At 67.8% G+C, this 16,001-nt stretch carries 15 protein-coding genes and 4 pseudogenes; 12 read left to right on the top strand and 7 right to left on the bottom strand.

The window, feature by feature from the left end; translation table 11 throughout:
* Positions 1-20 precede the first annotated feature (20 nt).
* The 4 genes from AC1Z3W_RS02280 to AC1Z3W_RS02265 form a co-directional block, all read right to left on the bottom strand.
* Positions 21-779, bottom strand: coding sequence for an SDR family NAD(P)-dependent oxidoreductase (locus AC1Z3W_RS02280; RefSeq protein WP_124833997.1), 759 nt, complete (start codon positions 777-779; stop codon positions 21-23).
* A 7-nt stretch (positions 780-786) separates the two neighbouring features.
* On the bottom strand, positions 787-1,551 hold the full coding sequence (locus AC1Z3W_RS02275) for an SDR family oxidoreductase (protein WP_057926436.1): 765 nt from the start codon (positions 1,549-1,551) through the stop codon (positions 787-789).
* A 76-nt stretch (positions 1,552-1,627) separates the two neighbouring features.
* Complete coding sequence (locus AC1Z3W_RS02270; RefSeq protein WP_057926265.1) at positions 1,628-2,659, bottom strand: phosphotransferase; 1,032 nt, start codon at positions 2,657-2,659, stop codon at positions 1,628-1,630.
* A 20-nt stretch (positions 2,660-2,679) separates the two neighbouring features.
* The gene (locus AC1Z3W_RS02265; RefSeq protein ID WP_057926264.1) at positions 2,680-3,354 is read right to left on the bottom strand and encodes a histidine phosphatase family protein; all 675 of its coding nucleotides are present in this window, start codon (positions 3,352-3,354) and stop codon (positions 2,680-2,682) included.
* A gap of 208 nt (positions 3,355-3,562) precedes the next feature.
* Between AC1Z3W_RS02265 and AC1Z3W_RS02260 the strand changes: the two genes are divergently transcribed.
* The gene (locus AC1Z3W_RS02260; protein ID WP_071290498.1) at positions 3,563-3,718 is read left to right on the top strand and encodes a DUF3309 family protein; all 156 of its coding nucleotides are present in this window, start codon (positions 3,563-3,565) and stop codon (positions 3,716-3,718) included.
* Positions 3,719-3,825: 107 nt separating this feature from the next.
* Here AC1Z3W_RS02260 and AC1Z3W_RS02255 read toward each other — a convergent pair.
* Positions 3,826-4,554, bottom strand: a pseudogene (locus tag AC1Z3W_RS02255) (acyl-CoA dehydrogenase family protein); the annotation flags it as partial.
* Here AC1Z3W_RS02255 and AC1Z3W_RS02250 point away from each other — a divergent pair.
* Together AC1Z3W_RS02250 and AC1Z3W_RS02245 are read left to right on the top strand one after the other, a co-directional pair.
* Positions 4,544-4,660: pseudogene (locus tag AC1Z3W_RS02250) on the top strand (DNA-binding response regulator); the annotation flags it as partial. The pseudogenes AC1Z3W_RS02255 and AC1Z3W_RS02250 overlap by 11 nt on opposite strands.
* Positions 4,655-4,793 (top strand): annotated as a pseudogene (locus AC1Z3W_RS02245) (two-component sensor histidine kinase); the annotation flags it as partial. The pseudogenes AC1Z3W_RS02250 and AC1Z3W_RS02245, both read left to right, overlap by 6 nt.
* Positions 4,794-5,005: 212 nt before the next feature.
* On the opposite strand, the gene AC1Z3W_RS02240 reads toward AC1Z3W_RS02245, so the two are convergent.
* Complete coding sequence (locus AC1Z3W_RS02240) at positions 5,006-5,686, bottom strand: hypothetical protein (RefSeq protein WP_175825978.1); 681 nt, start codon at positions 5,684-5,686, stop codon at positions 5,006-5,008.
* 293 nt (positions 5,687-5,979) lie between these two features.
* On the opposite strand from AC1Z3W_RS02240, the gene AC1Z3W_RS02235 reads away from it, so the two are divergent.
* A complete protein-coding gene (locus AC1Z3W_RS02235; RefSeq protein ID WP_483506840.1) occupies positions 5,980-7,266 on the top strand; it encodes an MFS transporter in 1,287 nt (428 codons plus the stop codon).
* Positions 7,267-7,593: 327 nt separating this feature from the next.
* On the opposite strand, the gene AC1Z3W_RS02230 is transcribed toward AC1Z3W_RS02235, so the two are convergent.
* A complete protein-coding gene (locus AC1Z3W_RS02230) occupies positions 7,594-8,541 on the bottom strand; it encodes a LysR family transcriptional regulator (protein ID WP_057926244.1) in 948 nt (315 codons plus the stop codon).
* 155 nt (positions 8,542-8,696) lie between these two features.
* On the opposite strand from AC1Z3W_RS02230, the gene AC1Z3W_RS02225 reads away from it, so the two are divergent.
* The 8 genes and pseudogenes from AC1Z3W_RS02225 to AC1Z3W_RS02190 all read left to right on the top strand — a co-directional run bounded on the left by AC1Z3W_RS02225 (position 8,697) and on the right by AC1Z3W_RS02190 (position 15,987).
* Positions 8,697-9,743 (top strand): 4-hydroxythreonine-4-phosphate dehydrogenase PdxA, encoded by a 1,047-nt coding sequence (locus AC1Z3W_RS02225; protein WP_057926243.1) that lies wholly within the window; start codon positions 8,697-8,699, stop codon positions 9,741-9,743.
* A gap of 50 nt (positions 9,744-9,793) precedes the next feature.
* Positions 9,794-10,966 (top strand): L-rhamnonate dehydratase, encoded by a 1,173-nt coding sequence (locus tag AC1Z3W_RS02220; RefSeq protein ID WP_057926242.1) that lies wholly within the window; start codon positions 9,794-9,796, stop codon positions 10,964-10,966.
* A gap of 8 nt (positions 10,967-10,974) precedes the next feature.
* Entirely contained in the window at positions 10,975-11,892 is a 918-nt protein-coding gene (locus AC1Z3W_RS02215) for a dihydrodipicolinate synthase family protein (RefSeq protein WP_057926241.1), read from the top strand.
* A gap of 101 nt (positions 11,893-11,993) precedes the next feature.
* Positions 11,994-13,286, top strand: a complete 1,293-nt coding sequence (locus AC1Z3W_RS02210; RefSeq protein ID WP_175825982.1) for an MFS transporter — start codon at positions 11,994-11,996, stop codon at positions 13,284-13,286.
* 70 nt (positions 13,287-13,356) lie between these two features.
* Positions 13,357-14,304: a YncE family protein gene (locus tag AC1Z3W_RS02205; RefSeq protein ID WP_057926239.1), complete on the top strand. Its 948-nt coding sequence runs from the start codon at positions 13,357-13,359 to the stop codon at positions 14,302-14,304.
* Positions 14,282-15,247, top strand: coding sequence for an amidohydrolase family protein (locus AC1Z3W_RS02200; RefSeq protein WP_483506838.1), 966 nt, complete (start codon positions 14,282-14,284; stop codon positions 15,245-15,247). The genes AC1Z3W_RS02205 and AC1Z3W_RS02200 overlap by 23 nt, the downstream gene beginning before the upstream one ends.
* Before the next feature lie 24 nt (positions 15,248-15,271).
* Positions 15,272-15,541, top strand: a pseudogene (locus AC1Z3W_RS02195) (hypothetical protein); the annotation flags it as partial.
* The gene (locus tag AC1Z3W_RS02190) at positions 15,538-15,987 is read left to right on the top strand and encodes a GNAT family N-acetyltransferase (protein ID WP_175825985.1); all 450 of its coding nucleotides are present in this window, start codon (positions 15,538-15,540) and stop codon (positions 15,985-15,987) included. The pseudogene AC1Z3W_RS02195 and the gene AC1Z3W_RS02190, both read left to right, overlap by 4 nt.
* The last annotated feature ends 14 nt before the right edge of the window (positions 15,988-16,001 follow it).

The raw sequence follows: 16,001 nt of genomic DNA, 5'->3' as shown, positions 1-16,001 counted from the left end.
AGATTCCGTTTTCCGTTCGTTCAGAAGGCCGAGACACCGCCGTCGACGGCGACGGCCTGCCCGGTCAGATAAGTGTTTTCCTTCGCGCACAGCGTGAGCATCGTCGCGACGATTTCTTCGGGTCGGCCGAGCCGCTTCATCGGCGAGCCCTGCGCGAGAAAGTCCTGGCGATCGCCGATGTCACTGTCGGTGACCATCGGCGTGGTGCTGTAGAACGGACACACCGCGTTCACGCGAATGCCATGCCGCGCGTATTCGAGCGCGGCCGTCTTCGTGAGCCCGACCACCGCGTGTTTCGACGCCGCATAGGCGGCCAGCTTCGGCGCGCCGCCAAGCCCGGCCATCGACGCGACGTTCAGGATCACGCCTTCGCGCCGCGCGAGCATCTGGCGGATCTGGTGCTTCATCCCGAAGAACACGCCCTTCGCATTCACCGCGAAGCTCAGGTCGAGATCGGCCTCGTCGGTATCGATCAGCGCCTTCAGCGGCGGGGCGATGCCCGCGTTGTTGATGCCGACGTCGAGCCGCCCGAAGCGCGCGGCCGCCGCCTGCACCAGCGCTTCGACCTCCGCTTCGATACGCACGTCGCAGCGCTGCGCGATCACGTCGGCGCCGGCCGCGCGCAGCGGCGCGGCCACGCGTTCGAGCGCGTCGCCGTTCAGGTCGCCGAGCGCGAGCCGCGCGCCCATCGCGGCCAGCTCGCTCGCGAGCAGCGCACCGAAGCCGCTCGCGGCGCCGGTGATCATCACGGCCTGCCCGTCATAGCTGTCGAGTTTCATCGCGCGCTCAGATCGTCAGGCCGCCGTCGACGACGATGCATTCGCCGTTCGTGTAGCTCGCCGCGTCCGACACGAGATACAGCACCGTGCCGGCCATCTCGCGCGGTTCCGCATGGCGGCGCAGCGGGATCTTGCCCATCCAGGTTTCGTAGATGTCCTTGTCGGCGAACAGCGCGCCCGCGAACTTCGTCTTCGTGAGGCCCGGCAGCAGCGCGTTCACGCGGATGCCGAACGGCCCGCATTCCTTCGCGAACGCCTTCGTCATGTTGACGACCGCGGCCTTCGTGATCGAATAGATGCCCTGCCGGTCGCCCGGCTGCAGCGCATTGACCGACGCAGTGTTGACGATCGCGCCGCCGCCTTGCGCCTTCATCATCTTGCCTGCCTCGACCGACATGAAGAAGTAGCCGCGGATGTTCACGTCGACGGTCTTTTCATATGCGGTGAGATCGGTATCGAGGATGTGCCCGAAGTACGGATTCGCGGCTGCGTTGTTCACGAGAATGTCGAGCCGGCCGTGCTTGCCGCGGATCGTCTCGAACGTCGCGGCGATGTCCTCCAGCCGCCCGACGTGACAGGCCAGCGCTTCCGCGCGGCCGCCCGCCGCGACGATCTCGTCGGCCACGGCCTGGCAGTCGTCGAGCTTGCGGCTCGACACGATCACGTGCGCACCCTGCTCCGCGAGCAGCTTCGCGATTTCCTCGCCGATGCCGCGGCTCGCGCCCGTCACCAGCGCGATCTTGCCCGTCAGGTCGAACAGATTCGTTGCCATGTTGCTGTGCTCCTCCATTGATGTGTTGTCGTGCCGTCGCGCGGCGCGATCGGTGCTCGCGGCGCTTTCGTCGATTTCAGCGGTGCGCGTCGATCACGCCGACAGCCATTTCGGCCAGCCGGCCGGTCATCGCGCCCACGCGCAGCGCCTGCTCGCTCGACGCATTGCCCTGCAGCGCGCGCGCCTTCACGCCTTGCGCGATCGCCGCGAGCCGGAAGAAACTGAACGCGAGATAGAAATGCCAGTCGCGGATCGGCTCGATCCCGCGCAGTTCGCAATAACGCGCGACAATCGCCGCTTCGTCGGGAATGCCGAGTTCGGCACGATCCTGGCCCGCGAGCCCGCACACCTGGCCACCCGACGGCAGCCGCAGGCACATGCAGAAGTACGCGAGATCGGCGAGCGGATTGCCGAGCGTCGACAGTTCCCAGTCGAGCACGGCCTGCACGCGATAGTCGTCGTGCGCGAACATCAGGTTGTCGATCCGGAAGTCGCCGTGCACCAGCGCGGGCCGGCCCGTGTCCTCCGGGCAGGCTTTCGGCAGCCAGTCGATCAGCGTCTCCATCGCGTCGAGGCGCTCCGTTTCCGCCGCGCGATACTGCTTCGTCCACACGCCGATCTGGCGCTCGAAGTAGTTGCCGGGACGGCCGTAGTCGGCGAGACCCACCGCGTCGACGTCCACGTCGTGCAGCGCCGCCATCGTGCGCAGCAGCGCGTCGTAGCAGATCGCCCGGTCGGCCTTCGGCAGCTCCGGCAGCGCCGGATCCCAGAAGATCCGCCCGTCCTCGAAGCTCATCACATAGAACAGGCTGCCGATCACGTCGCGGTCTTCGCAGAGGTGATACGGATGCGCGACCGGCACCGCGGTGCCCGACAGCGCGCTCAGCACGCGGAACTCGCGATCGACCGCGTGCGCGGATTTCAGCAGTTCGCCGGGCGGCTGGCGGCGCAGCACGTAGCGGCCGCTCTTCGCGTGCAGCAAGAAGGTCGGGTTCGACTGGCCGCCGGCAAACTTCTCCATGTCGAGCGGGCCTTCGAAACCCGGCACGTGCGCTTCCAGATAGCGCGTGAGGCGGGCTACGTCGAGGGGCTGGGAAGGGTTCGTCATCGTCGCGATCGTTCGTAGGGTCAGCCGTAGGTGCGCCACGCATGTCGTTCGGGATCCTCGAGATGCGGGATGCCGTTGAACGACGCCAGGTGGAACGCGTCGGCGTTGAAGAAAAACTGCGAAAGACTGCTGTTGCGGATCTGCAGGTTCAGTGCGATCGCGCTCGCAGGCGGTGCGGCGAGCACCTGCTGCACGGTCACCGCGATCGGGCCGCCGGAGCTCACCGCGAGCACGCGCTGGCTGCCGCCGTGGCGGATCGCAGCGCGTGCGTCGGCGACGCGCTGCTGGAAATGCGCCCAGGTTTCGGGCGCGGTGTCGCCGAGCTTGTCGTCGGCCCACAGGTGCAGCACCTGCCGCAGCGCACGAAAATGCTCCTTCATCGAGCCGGCCGCGAGCCGCGCGATCTCCGGATAGTCGCTGGCGGCCGCCGCGAACAGCCCGTGGAAGTCGTATTCGTTCAGGCCGGGATGGCGGTCGACCGGCACGCCTTCGCGGCCCATCCCGCGCAGGATCGCGTCGACCGTCTGCGCATGCCGGTTCATCGTGCCGCAGATCACGCGGTCGAACGTCAGGCCCTGCTTTGCGAAGTACTCGCCGAGCCAGACGCCCTGCTGCTCGCCGGAAGTGGACAGCCGGTCGTAGTCGTCCGTGCCGAACGACGCCTGCCCGTGCCGTACCAGAAAGAGTTCAGCCATTGCCAGTCCGCGTGAGTGATACCGAGAGCCCAGCATAGCGACGCGGGTTGCATTTTTGAAATTTATTTTCTGAATCAAACAGTATTCATCGCATGAATTCCGGGTATCCATACAACGCACTTTCGGCGACTGTCACCCCGCCGGGTGCAGCGGCACGGGAATTGCGGCAGCCGATACCGTCATGTCGAACACGTCAAGGAGGGGTGCGATGCTCGGTACGATCCTCATCATCATTCTGATTCTGCTGCTCATCGGAGCATTTCCTTCATGGCCCCACAGCCGAAGCTGGGGCTACTGGCCGTCGGGGACCGTCGGGCTCGTCGTCATCATCGTCGTGATACTGGTGTTGCTGGGGCGCATTTGACTGGGCGGGCGGGTGCCCGTGACACGGGCACCCGCCCGCCGATGCCTGCGCCGTGGCTTCTTTTACAAAAACCAGGCGGCGGCGGGAAGCCCGGCTGCGGCGCGCGCCTACTCTCGCGTCCACCCGTTCTGATAAAGCTCCCCGGCCAGCACGCCGAGCCGCGACGCGAGGACGTAGTTCTCGCCGTCCTCGATCAGCGCCGAACGCACGTCGCGGAACAGCTTCTCGATCGGAAACTCGCGCGTGGTGCCGTTGCCGCCGAACAGCTGAAACGCCTCGTGCGTCACCTTCATCGCTTCCTCGGTCACGCTCACCTTCGCCTGCGCGGTCGCATACGGATGGCTCTGCGGCGACATGCGTGAAAACGCGAGGCTGCGCCGCGCGATCGCGCGCGCCATCTCCAGCCGGCGCAGCATCTCGCCGATGCGCAGGTGCGTCATCTGGTGATCCATCAGCAGCGCGCCGCCCTGCTTGCGCTCGTGGCAATACGCGAGCGCGAGTTCGAACGCCGCGCGCGCCGCGCCGACGAATACCTGGCACATGTGCGTGCCGGCATACGACCACGTCGACGCGAGATTGCCCAGATAATCGTCCTTCAGCGCGATCGCGAAGCGCTTCGGCACCTTCACGTTGTCGAAATAGATCTCGCCCTGCGGCAACGAGCGCTGGCCGATCTTGTCGAGCGGCTTGCCGCGCGACACGCCCGGCAGATCGAGCGGCAGGATCATCGCGATGCCGTTGGTGAACATGCTGCGCTCGCCCTCGCCGTAGAATCCGTCGCCGTAGTCGGCCGCCATGTACGCGAGCGCGACCTGCGCAACCGACCCGTTCGAGATCGATCTCGAACATCACGAAGCGACGGTCGAAGTCGACGGCACCCGGCACACGCTCGTGCGGACGCTCACCAAATTCAAGCTGCTCGCGCAGCGCGCGCGCGCGCCGTCGCCGGCCCGCGATCGTTCGCTGCACGAAGCAGCGCGGCTCGCCGACAATTTCAACGCGCTCGCGAGCGAGCCGCAGCGCGTGACCGAGGAGCCGACGTTCTGGAATACGGCAGTCGCGCATGCGCATCGCGGCGAAGCCGTCTGCATGCCGGCGCCCGGCGGCGGTACGCGGTTCGACGTGTGCTGGCCCGACGATCTCACGCTGACGCCCGACGAGCGACGTTTCCCCGCACAGTCAGCCGCAACGTCGAACCCGCTTCCCCGCACGGGCGACTGATCCGGCCTGACGCCCGCACGGCGGGCCATCACACCGAACGGCTGCGCTCGCGCGCAGCCTTCTTCCTTAGACACCCGTCTCGCGCCCCACGCGTTCGAGCGGCGGCTCGAAACCGAGCAGCGTGTACTCCGCGACCGACACGGTCGATTTCCCCTCCGGCCCCTGCACGACGACGGCCCGCACCGCGCCGGCCCGGTCGAACTTCAGCCGCGTGCCCACGGTCGCCTGACGCAGCGCTTCCAGCTCCTCGACGCGCGCGATCGCCAGCTTGCGCACCGCGCCGGACACGTACACCGGCAGGAACACCAGCGCGATGAAGATCGACACCGTGTCCTTCGACACGCTGTCCAGCATCGGCTGGCCCGCCAGCACGAGCGACAGCGACGTCGCGCTGACGAAGATCGCCAGTACCGTCGCGCCCGCGCCGAGCGACGAGAAGCGCTCGGCCGCCTGCTTGGTGCGCGCCTTCACGAGCGCGCGCGCCGTCGCGGACGGCACGAGCCATTCGCGTTTCGCGCCGTGAAACCCGGCGAACCCGAGCAACAGCGTCATCCCGCCGCTCACGAGCAGCGCGCCGTACAGCGTGCCCAACATCACGCAGACGGATTCGAGCACGAACACGGTAACGAGCGGCACCAGCAGCAGCCGGAACGAATAACCGTCGCGGCCATGCCCCTGGATCCACCATTTCACCGGCGGCAGTTGCCAGAAACGGCTGTCCCGGTGGCGTGAAAGTTGTCGTTCCATGTCCGTCCATTCCCGACTGGGCAATATCGCTTCGTCACTTCATCATCGCAGCGCCACTGCACCGGCGTCGATGCGCGCGCCCGCTGCACGCCCATTCCGCATCATGCCGCAACCGCCCATGGAAAACCCGCAGCACGTCCGCCCCGGTGTCCAGGCACGGCGAAACCGAATGCCTCAGGTTATCAATTGATCCAAAAGATTCATTAGACGATGCATCGCCCAGCACGCGATGCTGGCCCGGCCCGTGAACGCGGCGTCATTGCAACGCCGTGCACGACCTTGGAGCGAGACACATGACTACCGATCATCGTCAACGGCGCCATACACTGTGGCTGCTGTGCGCGCTTTCGTTCATCCTCTACGTCGACCGCGTGAACCTCGCGACCGCGGCCGGTGCGATCAAGTCCGAACTCGGGCTATCGAACACCGAACTCGGCGTCGCCTTCTCCGCCTTCGCGTACTCGTACGCCGTCTGCCAGGTGTTCGGCGGCTGGATCGCCGACCGCTTCGGCGCCCGCATCACGCTGATCGGCTGCGGGCTGATCTGGGTCGCGTCGACGTTCATGACCGGGTTCGTGCACAGCCTCGCGCTGCTGTTCGCCGCCCGCCTGCTGCTCGGCATCGGCGAAGGCGCGACGCTGCCCGCGCAGGCCCGCGCGATCACGCACTGGTTCTCGCGCGAACGACGCGGCGTCGTGCAGGGCTTCACGCATTCGTTCTCTCGGCTCGGCAACGCGGTCACGCCGCCGATCGTCGCCGCGCTGATGACGTGGCTGTCGTGGCGCGCGGCGTTCTTCGTGATCGGCGCGGTCACGCTGGTGTGGCTCGTGTGGTGGATCGTCGGCTTCCGCGAGCATCCGCTCGGCGACGACGACGGCAACGGCTCGACCCGCACCGCTGCCGCCGCCCGGCCGGCTCCGGCGTCCGGCACGACGCCGTGGGGGCCGCTGTTCCGCAGGATGGCGCCGACGATCTTCGTGTACTTCTGCTACGGCTGGACCGCGTGGCTGTTCTTCACGTGGCTGCCGACGTTCTTCCTGAACGGCAAGGGCCTCGACCTGAAGTCGACCGCGCTGTTCGCGTCCGGCGTGTTCTTCGCGGGCGTCGTCGGCGACACGCTCGGCGGCTGGCTGTGCGACCGCATCTACCGCAAGACCGGCAATCTCGCGCTGTCGCGCCAGAGCGTGATCGTCGCGAGCTTCACCGGCGCACTCGCGTTCATGCTGCCGCTCGCCTTCGTGCACTCGACGGCCGGCATCGCGCTGTGCCTGTCCGGGTCGTTCCTGTGCCTCGAACTGACGATCGGACCGATCTGGGCCGTGCCGAGCGACATCGCGCCGAAGCACGCGGGCATCGCGAGCGGGATGATGAACGCCGGTTCGGCGGTCTCGGGGATCCTGTCGCCGATCCTGTTCGGCTATCTCGTCGATCGCACCGGCAGCTGGACGGTGCCGTTCATCGGGTCGGTCGCGATGCTGGTGATCGGCATCGTCGCCGCGCTGCGGATCCGGCCGGATCGCGCGTTGTCGGAATCGACGCCGTCGCTCGCCGAAGCGCCGGCCGCGCCGTCGGCGCGCTGAGGCCGTTCGCTCAGGGTTCGCCGGACTTATCCGTCTCGCCGGCGGCACCATCGCGCTTCATTGCGTTCCGCGATGGTGGTGCATGACCGGCTCGGCTGGCTCAGCTGGCTCGGCCGGCTCGGCTGGCTCGGCTGGCTCGGCCGGCTGGGTTGATTCGGTCGGCTCGGCTGATTCGGCCGGCTGGGTTGATTCGGCTGGCTCGGCTGATTCGGCCGGCTGGGATGATTCGGCTGGCTCGGCTGATTCGGTCGGCTGGGTTGATTCGGCTGGTTCGGCCAGCGCGGCCGGCGCGGCTGGCTCGGCCGCCTCGGCTGACAAACCGTGCCGTTACGCGCCGCCGTCATTTCCGGCTCCGTCGCGGTGAAACAGCGCGAGAAACTGCTGCGCGGGAATGCTCAACGGCCGGTCGCGCCGCACGAGGCTCCCGTACGAAGGCAGCTTCTGGTCGAGCTCGTAATCGAGGATCGCGACGAGCCCGTGCTCCGCGTTGCGCTGCGCGACCGTCCGCGGAATCACGCCGAGCATGTGCGAACGGTCGACGAGGTTCATCGTCGTCAGGATCGAGCCCGTTTCGACCAGCCCGCGCGGCATCGGCTGGTGACGCGCGCGGAACTCGCGCTCGACGACCTCGCGCGCCGGGCTGCCAGCCGGCTGCAGGATCCACGTGTAGTCGAGCAGCGCGTCGAATTCGACCGGCCCGGCGCCCGCGAGCGGATGGTCGCGGCCCGCGATGATCGCGAGCGCCTCGTCGTCCACCACGCGGAAGTCGCAATCGGTGCCGACGTTGCGGCCGATCACCACCTCGAGCACGCCTTCGCGCAACTGCGGCATCAGCCGGTCGCTGGTATCGACCGCGATGTCGATCGCGAGCAGCGGATAGCGCGCCTTCAACTGCACCAGCGCCTCGGTGAGCCGCCCCGGCGACGCCGCCATGATGCTGCCGATCGCGAGCCGCCCCGCGCTGCCGAGCTGCAGCTCGCCGAGCTCGCGATTGAGCGCCTCCACGCTGCCGCGGATCCCGCGGAAATAGCCGAGCACGCGCTCGCCGGCCGGGTTCAGCACGAGCCCGCGCCCGACGCGGTCGAACAGCCGCTGGCCGAGCGCGCTTTCCAGTTCGGCCAGCATCTTCGTCGCGGCCGGCTGCGTGAGGCCGAGCTGCCCGGCCGCCGCGCGCAGCGTCGAACATTCATCCACCGCGAGCAACAGCGCGATCTGCCGCATCCGCAGCCGGTTCAGCAATTGGGGAGTCGAGTCTCGTCGATCGATCGAGCCCATTTCGATTACTCCAGGTTATCGATTCATCAAGAGTTTTCAATTTACCGACTCATTCCGTCTACCTAGCATGAACCCCATACACCAACGGCCACGCGCCGCCACCGGAGACACAGCATGAACACGCACCCGACCGCCGTCCGCCACGGAGGCGCCGCATGACGACCGCCGCTCCCCTGCCCGTCGTCGCGCTGACGCTCGGCGACCCCGCCGGCATCGGCGCCGAACTGATCGCGAAACTGCTCGCGCGGCCCGACGCGACGTCCCGCGCGAACCTCGTGCTGATCGGCGACCGCTGGCTGTGGGAAGCCGGCCAACGCGTCGCCGGCGTGACGGTCGAGGTCGAGCCCGTCGAATCGCTCGCCGCCGTGCGCGGCCGTCCGTCCACCGCGCGCGCCGCGTTCGTTGCAGTCGACACGATCGATCCCGCGCAGGTCACCGTCGGCCAGGCCGGCGCCGCCGGCGGCCGGTCGACGCTGACCGTGCTCGACCAGTGCCTCGACGCCGCGCTCGCCGGCGACATCGACGCGATCTGCTTCGCGCCGCTGAACAAGTACGCGATGAAGCTCGGCGGGCTGAAGCACGACGACGAGCTGCACCACTTCGCCGCCGCGCTCGGCGTGACCGGCTACTTCTGCGAATTCAACACGCTCGGCGAACTGTGGACCGCGCGGATCTCGTCGCATATCCCGCTGAAGGACGCGGCGGCCCAACTGAGCGTCGAGCGCATCGAACAGGCATCCGAACTGATCTACCGGTCGCTGCTCGCGAACGGCGTCGCCGCGCCGAAGGTCGCCGTCGCCGCGTTCAACCCGCACGGCGGCGACGGCGGCAGTTGCGGCCGCGAGGAAGTCGACACCATCGAGCCCGCCGTGCGCAAGCTGCAGGCGCGCGCGTGGCCGACCGACGCGCCGTTCCACGGCCCGTTCCCGGCCGACACGATCTTCCTGAAGGCGCAGGCCGGCGACTACCAGGCGATCGTCACGATGTACCACGACCAAGGGCAGATCGCGATCAAGCTGCTCGGCTTCTCGCGCGGTGTGACCGTGCAAGGCGGGCTGCCCGTGCCGATCACGACGCCCGCGCACGGCACCGCGTACGACATCGCGGGGCGCGGCAGCGCCGACGTCGGCGCGACCTGGCAGGCGCTGCAGATCGCCTGCCGGATGGGCGCCGCGCGCCGCACCCCCACCGTTTCGGCGTGACGCTCGCACGCCATCCCCACACGACAACATCGATTACAGGAGACACCATCATGAAAATCCGCTCCGTGCGCGCCCGCGTATTCCAGTGGAAAGGCAAGACCGTCCCGCCGCAAGGCAACTTCTGCTCGAACGCGATGGACCTGCTATACGCGCCGCAGGAAACCATGAGCACGTTCCGTTTCCATGCGTGGACGGTCGTCGAGGTCGAGACCGACGACGGCATCGTCGGCCTCGGCAACGTCGCGCTCGCACCGCACGTCGCGAAGGTGATCATCGACCAGTACCTCGCGCCGCTCGTGATCGGCCAGGACCCGTGGGACTACGAATACCTGAACCAGCGGATGTACCGCGCGACCCATGCGTGGGGCCGCAAGGGCATCGGCATGGCGGCGATCTCGGCCGTCGACATCGCGATCTGGGACATCCTCGGCAAGAGCGTCGGCAAGCCCGTGTTCAAGCTGCTCGGCGGCCGCACCAAGGAAAAGATCCCCTGCTACTACTCGAAGCTCTACCGCACCGACCTGAGGGCAATGCAGGAAGAAGCGCAGCAGTATCTGAAGGAAGGCTTCCGCGCGTTCAAGATGCGCTTCGGCTACGGGCCCGCGCACGGCCAGCAGGGCGTGATGGAGAACCTGAAGTCGGTCGCGGCGATCCGCGAGGTGATCGGCTACGACAACGACCTGATGCTCGAGTGCTACATGGGCTGGAATCTCGAGTACGCGAAGCGCATCCTGCCGAAGCTCGAGAAATATCAGCCGCGCTGGCTCGAGGAGCCGGTGATCGCCGACGACATCGACGGCTACGCGGAACTGAACCAGCTCACGAACATCCCGATCTCCGGCGGCGAGCACGAGTTCTCGCTGTATGGCTTCAAGCAGCTGCTGGACCGCAAGGCCGTGTCGGTCGTGCAGTACGACACGAACCGCGTCGGCGGGATCACGATGGCGCACAAGATCAACGCGCTGTGCGAGGCATACAGCGTGCCGGTGATTCCGCATGCGGGCCAGATGCACAACTATCACCTGACGATGAGCACGCTCGCGTCGCCGATGAGCGAGTACTTCCCGATGTTCGACGTGGAAGTCGGCAACGAGCTGTTCTATTACATCTTCGACGGCGAACCGGTGGCCGAGAACGGCTTCCTGCAGCTGCGCGACGACGTGCCGGGCCTCGGTCTCACGCTGAAGACCGAGTTCCTCGACCAGTTCGACATCGTCGAGTGAGGCCCGCCATGAACGCACGCTACCAGGGCGTCTTTCCGGTCGCGCCGACGATCTTCGACGCGCACGGCGCGCTCGACCTCGACGGCCAGCGCCGCTGCCTCGACTTCATGATCGATGCCGGTTCGCAGGGCATCTGCATCCACGCGAACTACTCGGAGCAGTTCGCGCTCGGCGACGACGAACGCGACCTCATCACGCGCACCACCCTCGAGCACGTCGCTGGCCGCGTGCCGGTGATCGTCACGACGTCGCACTTCAGCGCGCGGATCTGCGCGGAGCGCAATCGCCAGGCGCAGGCACTCGGCGCCGCGATGGTGATGGTGATGCCGCCGTACCACGGCGCGACGTTCCGCGTGCCCGAAGCACAGGTGCGCGCATTCTTCCGCGAAGTCGCCGACGGCCTCGACATTCCGCTGATGATCCAGGACGCGCCCGCGAGCGGTGTCGCGCTGCCAGCGTCGCTGCTTGCGACGCTCGCGCGTGAGATCGACGCCGTGTCGTACTTCAAGATCGAGACGCCCGGCGCCGCGTCGAAGCTGCGCGAGCTGATCGCGCTCGGCGGCGACGCGATCGAGGGGCCGTGGGACGGCGAGGAAGGCATCACGCTGCTCGCCGACCTCGATGCCGGCGCGACCGGCGCGATGACGGGCGGCGGCTATCCGGACGGCGTTCGCCGGATCACCGACGCGTATTTCGCCGGACGCCGCGACGAAGCCTGCGAGCAGTACGCGCGCTGGCTGCCGCTGATCAACTACGAGAACCGCCAGTCAGGCTTCCTGACCGCGAAGGCGCTGATGAAGGAAGGCGGCGTGATCGCGTGCGACCGGCCGCGCGCGCCGTGGCCCGAGCTGCATCCGCAGGTACGCGCGGGCCTGCTCGACGCGGCGCGGCGGCTCGATCCGCTCGTACTGCGCTGGGGGCGCTAGCCCGGCACCCGTTTGCCCCTGCAACGCGCGTGCGTTGCGCATCGGCGTGACGGCGGCCCGACAGAAGGCCGCCGCCGCTCATCACATGGATTGGAGACGTCATGAACCTGTTGAACCCGGCCACCCCGGCTTATGAAGCCGGCGAAGCCATTCCGCGCCGCCGCTGGCTGCGCGTGATTCCGCCGCTGCTGCTCGCGTGCATCGTTTCGTACATGGACCGCGTGAACATCGCATTCGCGATGCCGGGCGGGATGAATGCCGATCTCGGCATGGACGCGACGATGGCCGGCCTCGCTGGCGGCATCTTCTTCTTCGGCTACCTGTTCCTGCAGATCCCCGGCGGCCGGCGCGCGGCGCGCGGCAGCGGCAAGACCTTCATCGCCTGGTCGCTCGTGAGCTGGGCCGTGCTGTCGGTGCTGACCGGGCTCGTCACGCATACATGGCAACTGCTGACGCTGCGCTTTTTGCTCGGCGTGGCCGAGGGCGGGATGCTGCCTGTCGTGCTGACGATGGTCAGCCACTGGTTTCCCGACCGCGAACGCGGCCGCGCGAACGCGATGGTCATCATGTTCGTGCCGCTCGCCGGCATGATCACCGCGCCGCTGTCCGGCTTCATCCTCGCCGCGTACGACTGGCGTCACCTGTTCTTCAGCGCCGGCGCGCTGTCGCTGCTGTGCCTGTTCGCGTGGCTGATGTTCGCCGACGACAGCCCGGAAACCGCGCGCTGGGTGTCGCCGCGCGAGAAGGCGTACATCCTCGACGCGCTGCGCGAAGAGCAGGCGCGCAAGCAGGCCGCCGGCACGCCGGCCGCCGCATCGTTCGGCGCGATGCTGCGCAACCCGACGATCTGGCTGCTGATTGCGATCAACTTCTGCTATCAGGTCGGCATCTACGGCTATACGATGTGGTTGCCGACGCTGCTGAAAAACCTCACGCACGGCGGGATGGGCAAGGTCGGCCTGCTCGCGATGCTGCCGTACGTCGCGATGATGATCGGGATGTTCGCCACGTCGTATTTGTCTGACCGGACCGGCAAGCGCCGCCTGTTCGTGCTGCTGCCGCTCGTCGGATTCGCCGCGTGCCTCGCGCTGTCGGTGCTCACGCATGCGTCGATGGCCGTGTCGTTCGCGTTCCTGATCGGCTGCGGCTTCTTCCTGCAGGCGGCCGCCGGTGTGTTCTGGGCGATTCCGCCGAAGCTGTGCAGCGTCGAGACGGCCGGCAGCGCGCGCGGCCTGATCAACGCGCTCGGCAACCTCGGCGGCTTCTGCGGCCCTTATGCGGTCGGCGTGCTGACCCAGCACGTGAGCGCGGCGGCCGGCGTGTACAGCCTCGCCGTCACGCTCGCGGTGGCCGGCCTGCTCGCGCTGACGCTGCCCCGGCGCTGCGAGGACTGACGCGCGCCGGCACGCGAACACGCGAACACGCGAACACGCGAACACGCGAACAAAACCACGGAGACACACCATGAATGACATCCTGTTGCTGGTGCAGAAATGCGCCCATACCTTCAGCTTCTACGACCTCGAAACGAAAGCCGCGCTCAAGCACGTCGTGCTGCCGAACTTCCCGCACGAGTTCACCGTCGACGTGAACAACCGCTTCGCTTACGTCGGCATCTTCGGAATCGAGACCGCATGGTCGCGCGGCCATGAAGGCGATCACCGGATCGCCGAGATCGACCTCGTCGAGCGCACGCATACGCGGATGCTCGACCTGTGGCCGTACTACCGGCCGCACGGGATGGCGACCGATCGCGACGGCCGGCTGTACGCGATGAGCGAGGCGCACGACATGCTGCTCGTGTTCGACGAACCGACCCGCCAGGCCGTGCCGAACATGGCCGTGCCGTCCGGCGGCGTGAAGACCCACCTCGTGACGCTCACGCGCGACGCGAGCCGCGCATACGGCGTGCACCTGCTGTCGAACACGGTCACGCAGTTCCATCCGCGCGATGCGACCGTCGCGCCGCGCGCGGTGATGCCCGGCCCGCGTCCCGAAGGCAACGCGCTGTCGAGCGACGAGCGTACGCTGTTCGTCGCGAATCGCGGCGACGACACACTCGTCGAGATCGACACCGACACGATGACCTGCGGCCGCCGCGTGAAGACGCGCAGCGATCCGAACCGCATCTACCGCACCAGCGCGCCGGACGGCCGCGACCTGCTGCTGCTGACGAATTCCGGCGAACGGTCGATCTCGGTGTTCGATGCGCGGCAACTGGAAGAGATCGAACGCGTCGCGTTGCCCGCGAACCCGACCGCGCTGTCGTTTCATCCGTCGCGGCGCGTCGCGTACGTGTCGTTCCAGGACGACTACGTGCGCGAGCTCGATCTCGATGCGTGGCGATTCGTCGGCGCGTTGCCGACGCTGCGCGAACCGGATGCGTCGTATGTGCTCGCAGGCACGCGCTGAGCCGCACCGCGACGCACCGCCGCCGGACGCGATGCCGGCCGCGCTCGTCGACGCGCATCATCACCTGTGGCAGCTCGGCACCGGCGCGCACTACCCGTGGCTGCAGGACCGGTACGACCCGGCGCACTTCATGTTCGGCGACTATGCGGTGCTGTGCCGCGATTTCGGCGTGGACGACTACCGGCACGCCGCGCAACGCGCGCCGATCGTCGCGAGCGTGCACGTCGAGGCCGAACGGACGCGCGGCGAAGCGCTCGCGGAAACGCGCTGGCTGCACGAGGTCGCGGCCGCGCACGGGCTGCCGTCGGCGGTCGTCGCGTGGGTCGACCTGCTGGCCGACGATGCGCACGAGCGGCTCGCCGAACAGGCCGCGTGGCCGCGCGTGCGCGGCGTGCGGTTCAAGCCGCGCACCGCCGCGTCGCCGGATGCGGTGGTCGACGGGCCCGGCACGCTGCGCGACCCACGCTGGCCGGCCGCGCTGGAACGCCTGGCCGCGCATGGCCTGAGCTGGGATCTGCGCGTGCCGTTCTGGCATCTCGGCGACGCGGCCGCGCTGCTGGCCGATGCGCCCGGCGTCGACGTGGTGCTCGAACATGCAGGACTGCCGTGGGATCGCTCGGAGGCGGGGCTCGCGCGCTGGCGCAGCGGCATGCAGGCGCTGGCCGCATCGCCGCGCGTGACCGTGAAGATCTCTGAACTCGGCTTGCGCGATGCGGCGTGGAACGAGGCGGACAACGCGCGGATCATCCGCGACACGATCGCGATATTCGGGTGGCGGCGCTGCCTGTTCGCGAGCAACTTTCCGGTGGCGGGGTTGCGCGTGTCGTATCCCGCGCTGCTGCGGACGTTTGCCCGTGCGATGGCGGACCTCGACGACGCGGCGCGTCGGGCGATCTGGCATGACAATGCGATGCGGGTGTACCGGATTTCGAGGCAGGCTTGACCGGGCCCTTGGGGTCGCCTTTATTCATCGGCGATCCTCGATCTATCAACAGTCGGGCCGAATGACGCGATCATCCGGTGCCCGGCGAACCACAGTCCGCCTTCCCGCGTAGCGCCTTACCGTGGCGCGCCCGGCTACGAAGCCGTGACCATGTGCCTGGCGTCGCCCGAAATCCGCGAGCGGGTCGCCCGGCCGGGCGGCAGATTCCGCTGGCCGGCCTTTGACCTGCGTCGCGAATGCTGGAATCATCGGCTGCGAGGCTTGGGCCTCCGAGCACATCCACATCGATCATGAAACCGGCGATCCACCTGCGCCCCGCGTCTCCGTCCGACCTGCCCTTTCTGCTGACGCTCCGTCGGCTCACGATGACCGAGCATCTGCAACGCGTCGGTGCGCCCACCGACGATGAAGCACACCACCTGCGCATCGCGGCGAACTTCGAAGATGCGATGATCGTCTGCGAAGGCACGAACACCGACACCAACGCGATCGGTTTGCTGAAGGTCACGCGCTCCGCCGCTGAATGGCACGTCCACCAGATCCAGATCCACCCTTCACGGCAAGGACACGGCATCGGCGAAGCCGTGCTGCGCGAACTGCTGATCGAAGCGGCACAAGAACACGTGCCCGTGTCGCTCAGCGTGCTGCACGGCAATCCGGCGCGGCGCCTCTACGAACGCCTCGGCTTCCGCGTTGCGTCGGAAACGGAAACCCGTGCGAATCTGATTTGGCGCGCATGAAGCGGCGCGGCGTT

Source organism: Burkholderia sp. 10_S31 (genome assembly GCF_056930375.1).
Note: the sequence above shows the minus strand (reverse complement) of the source record. Positions and strands in the feature narration are given on the sequence as shown.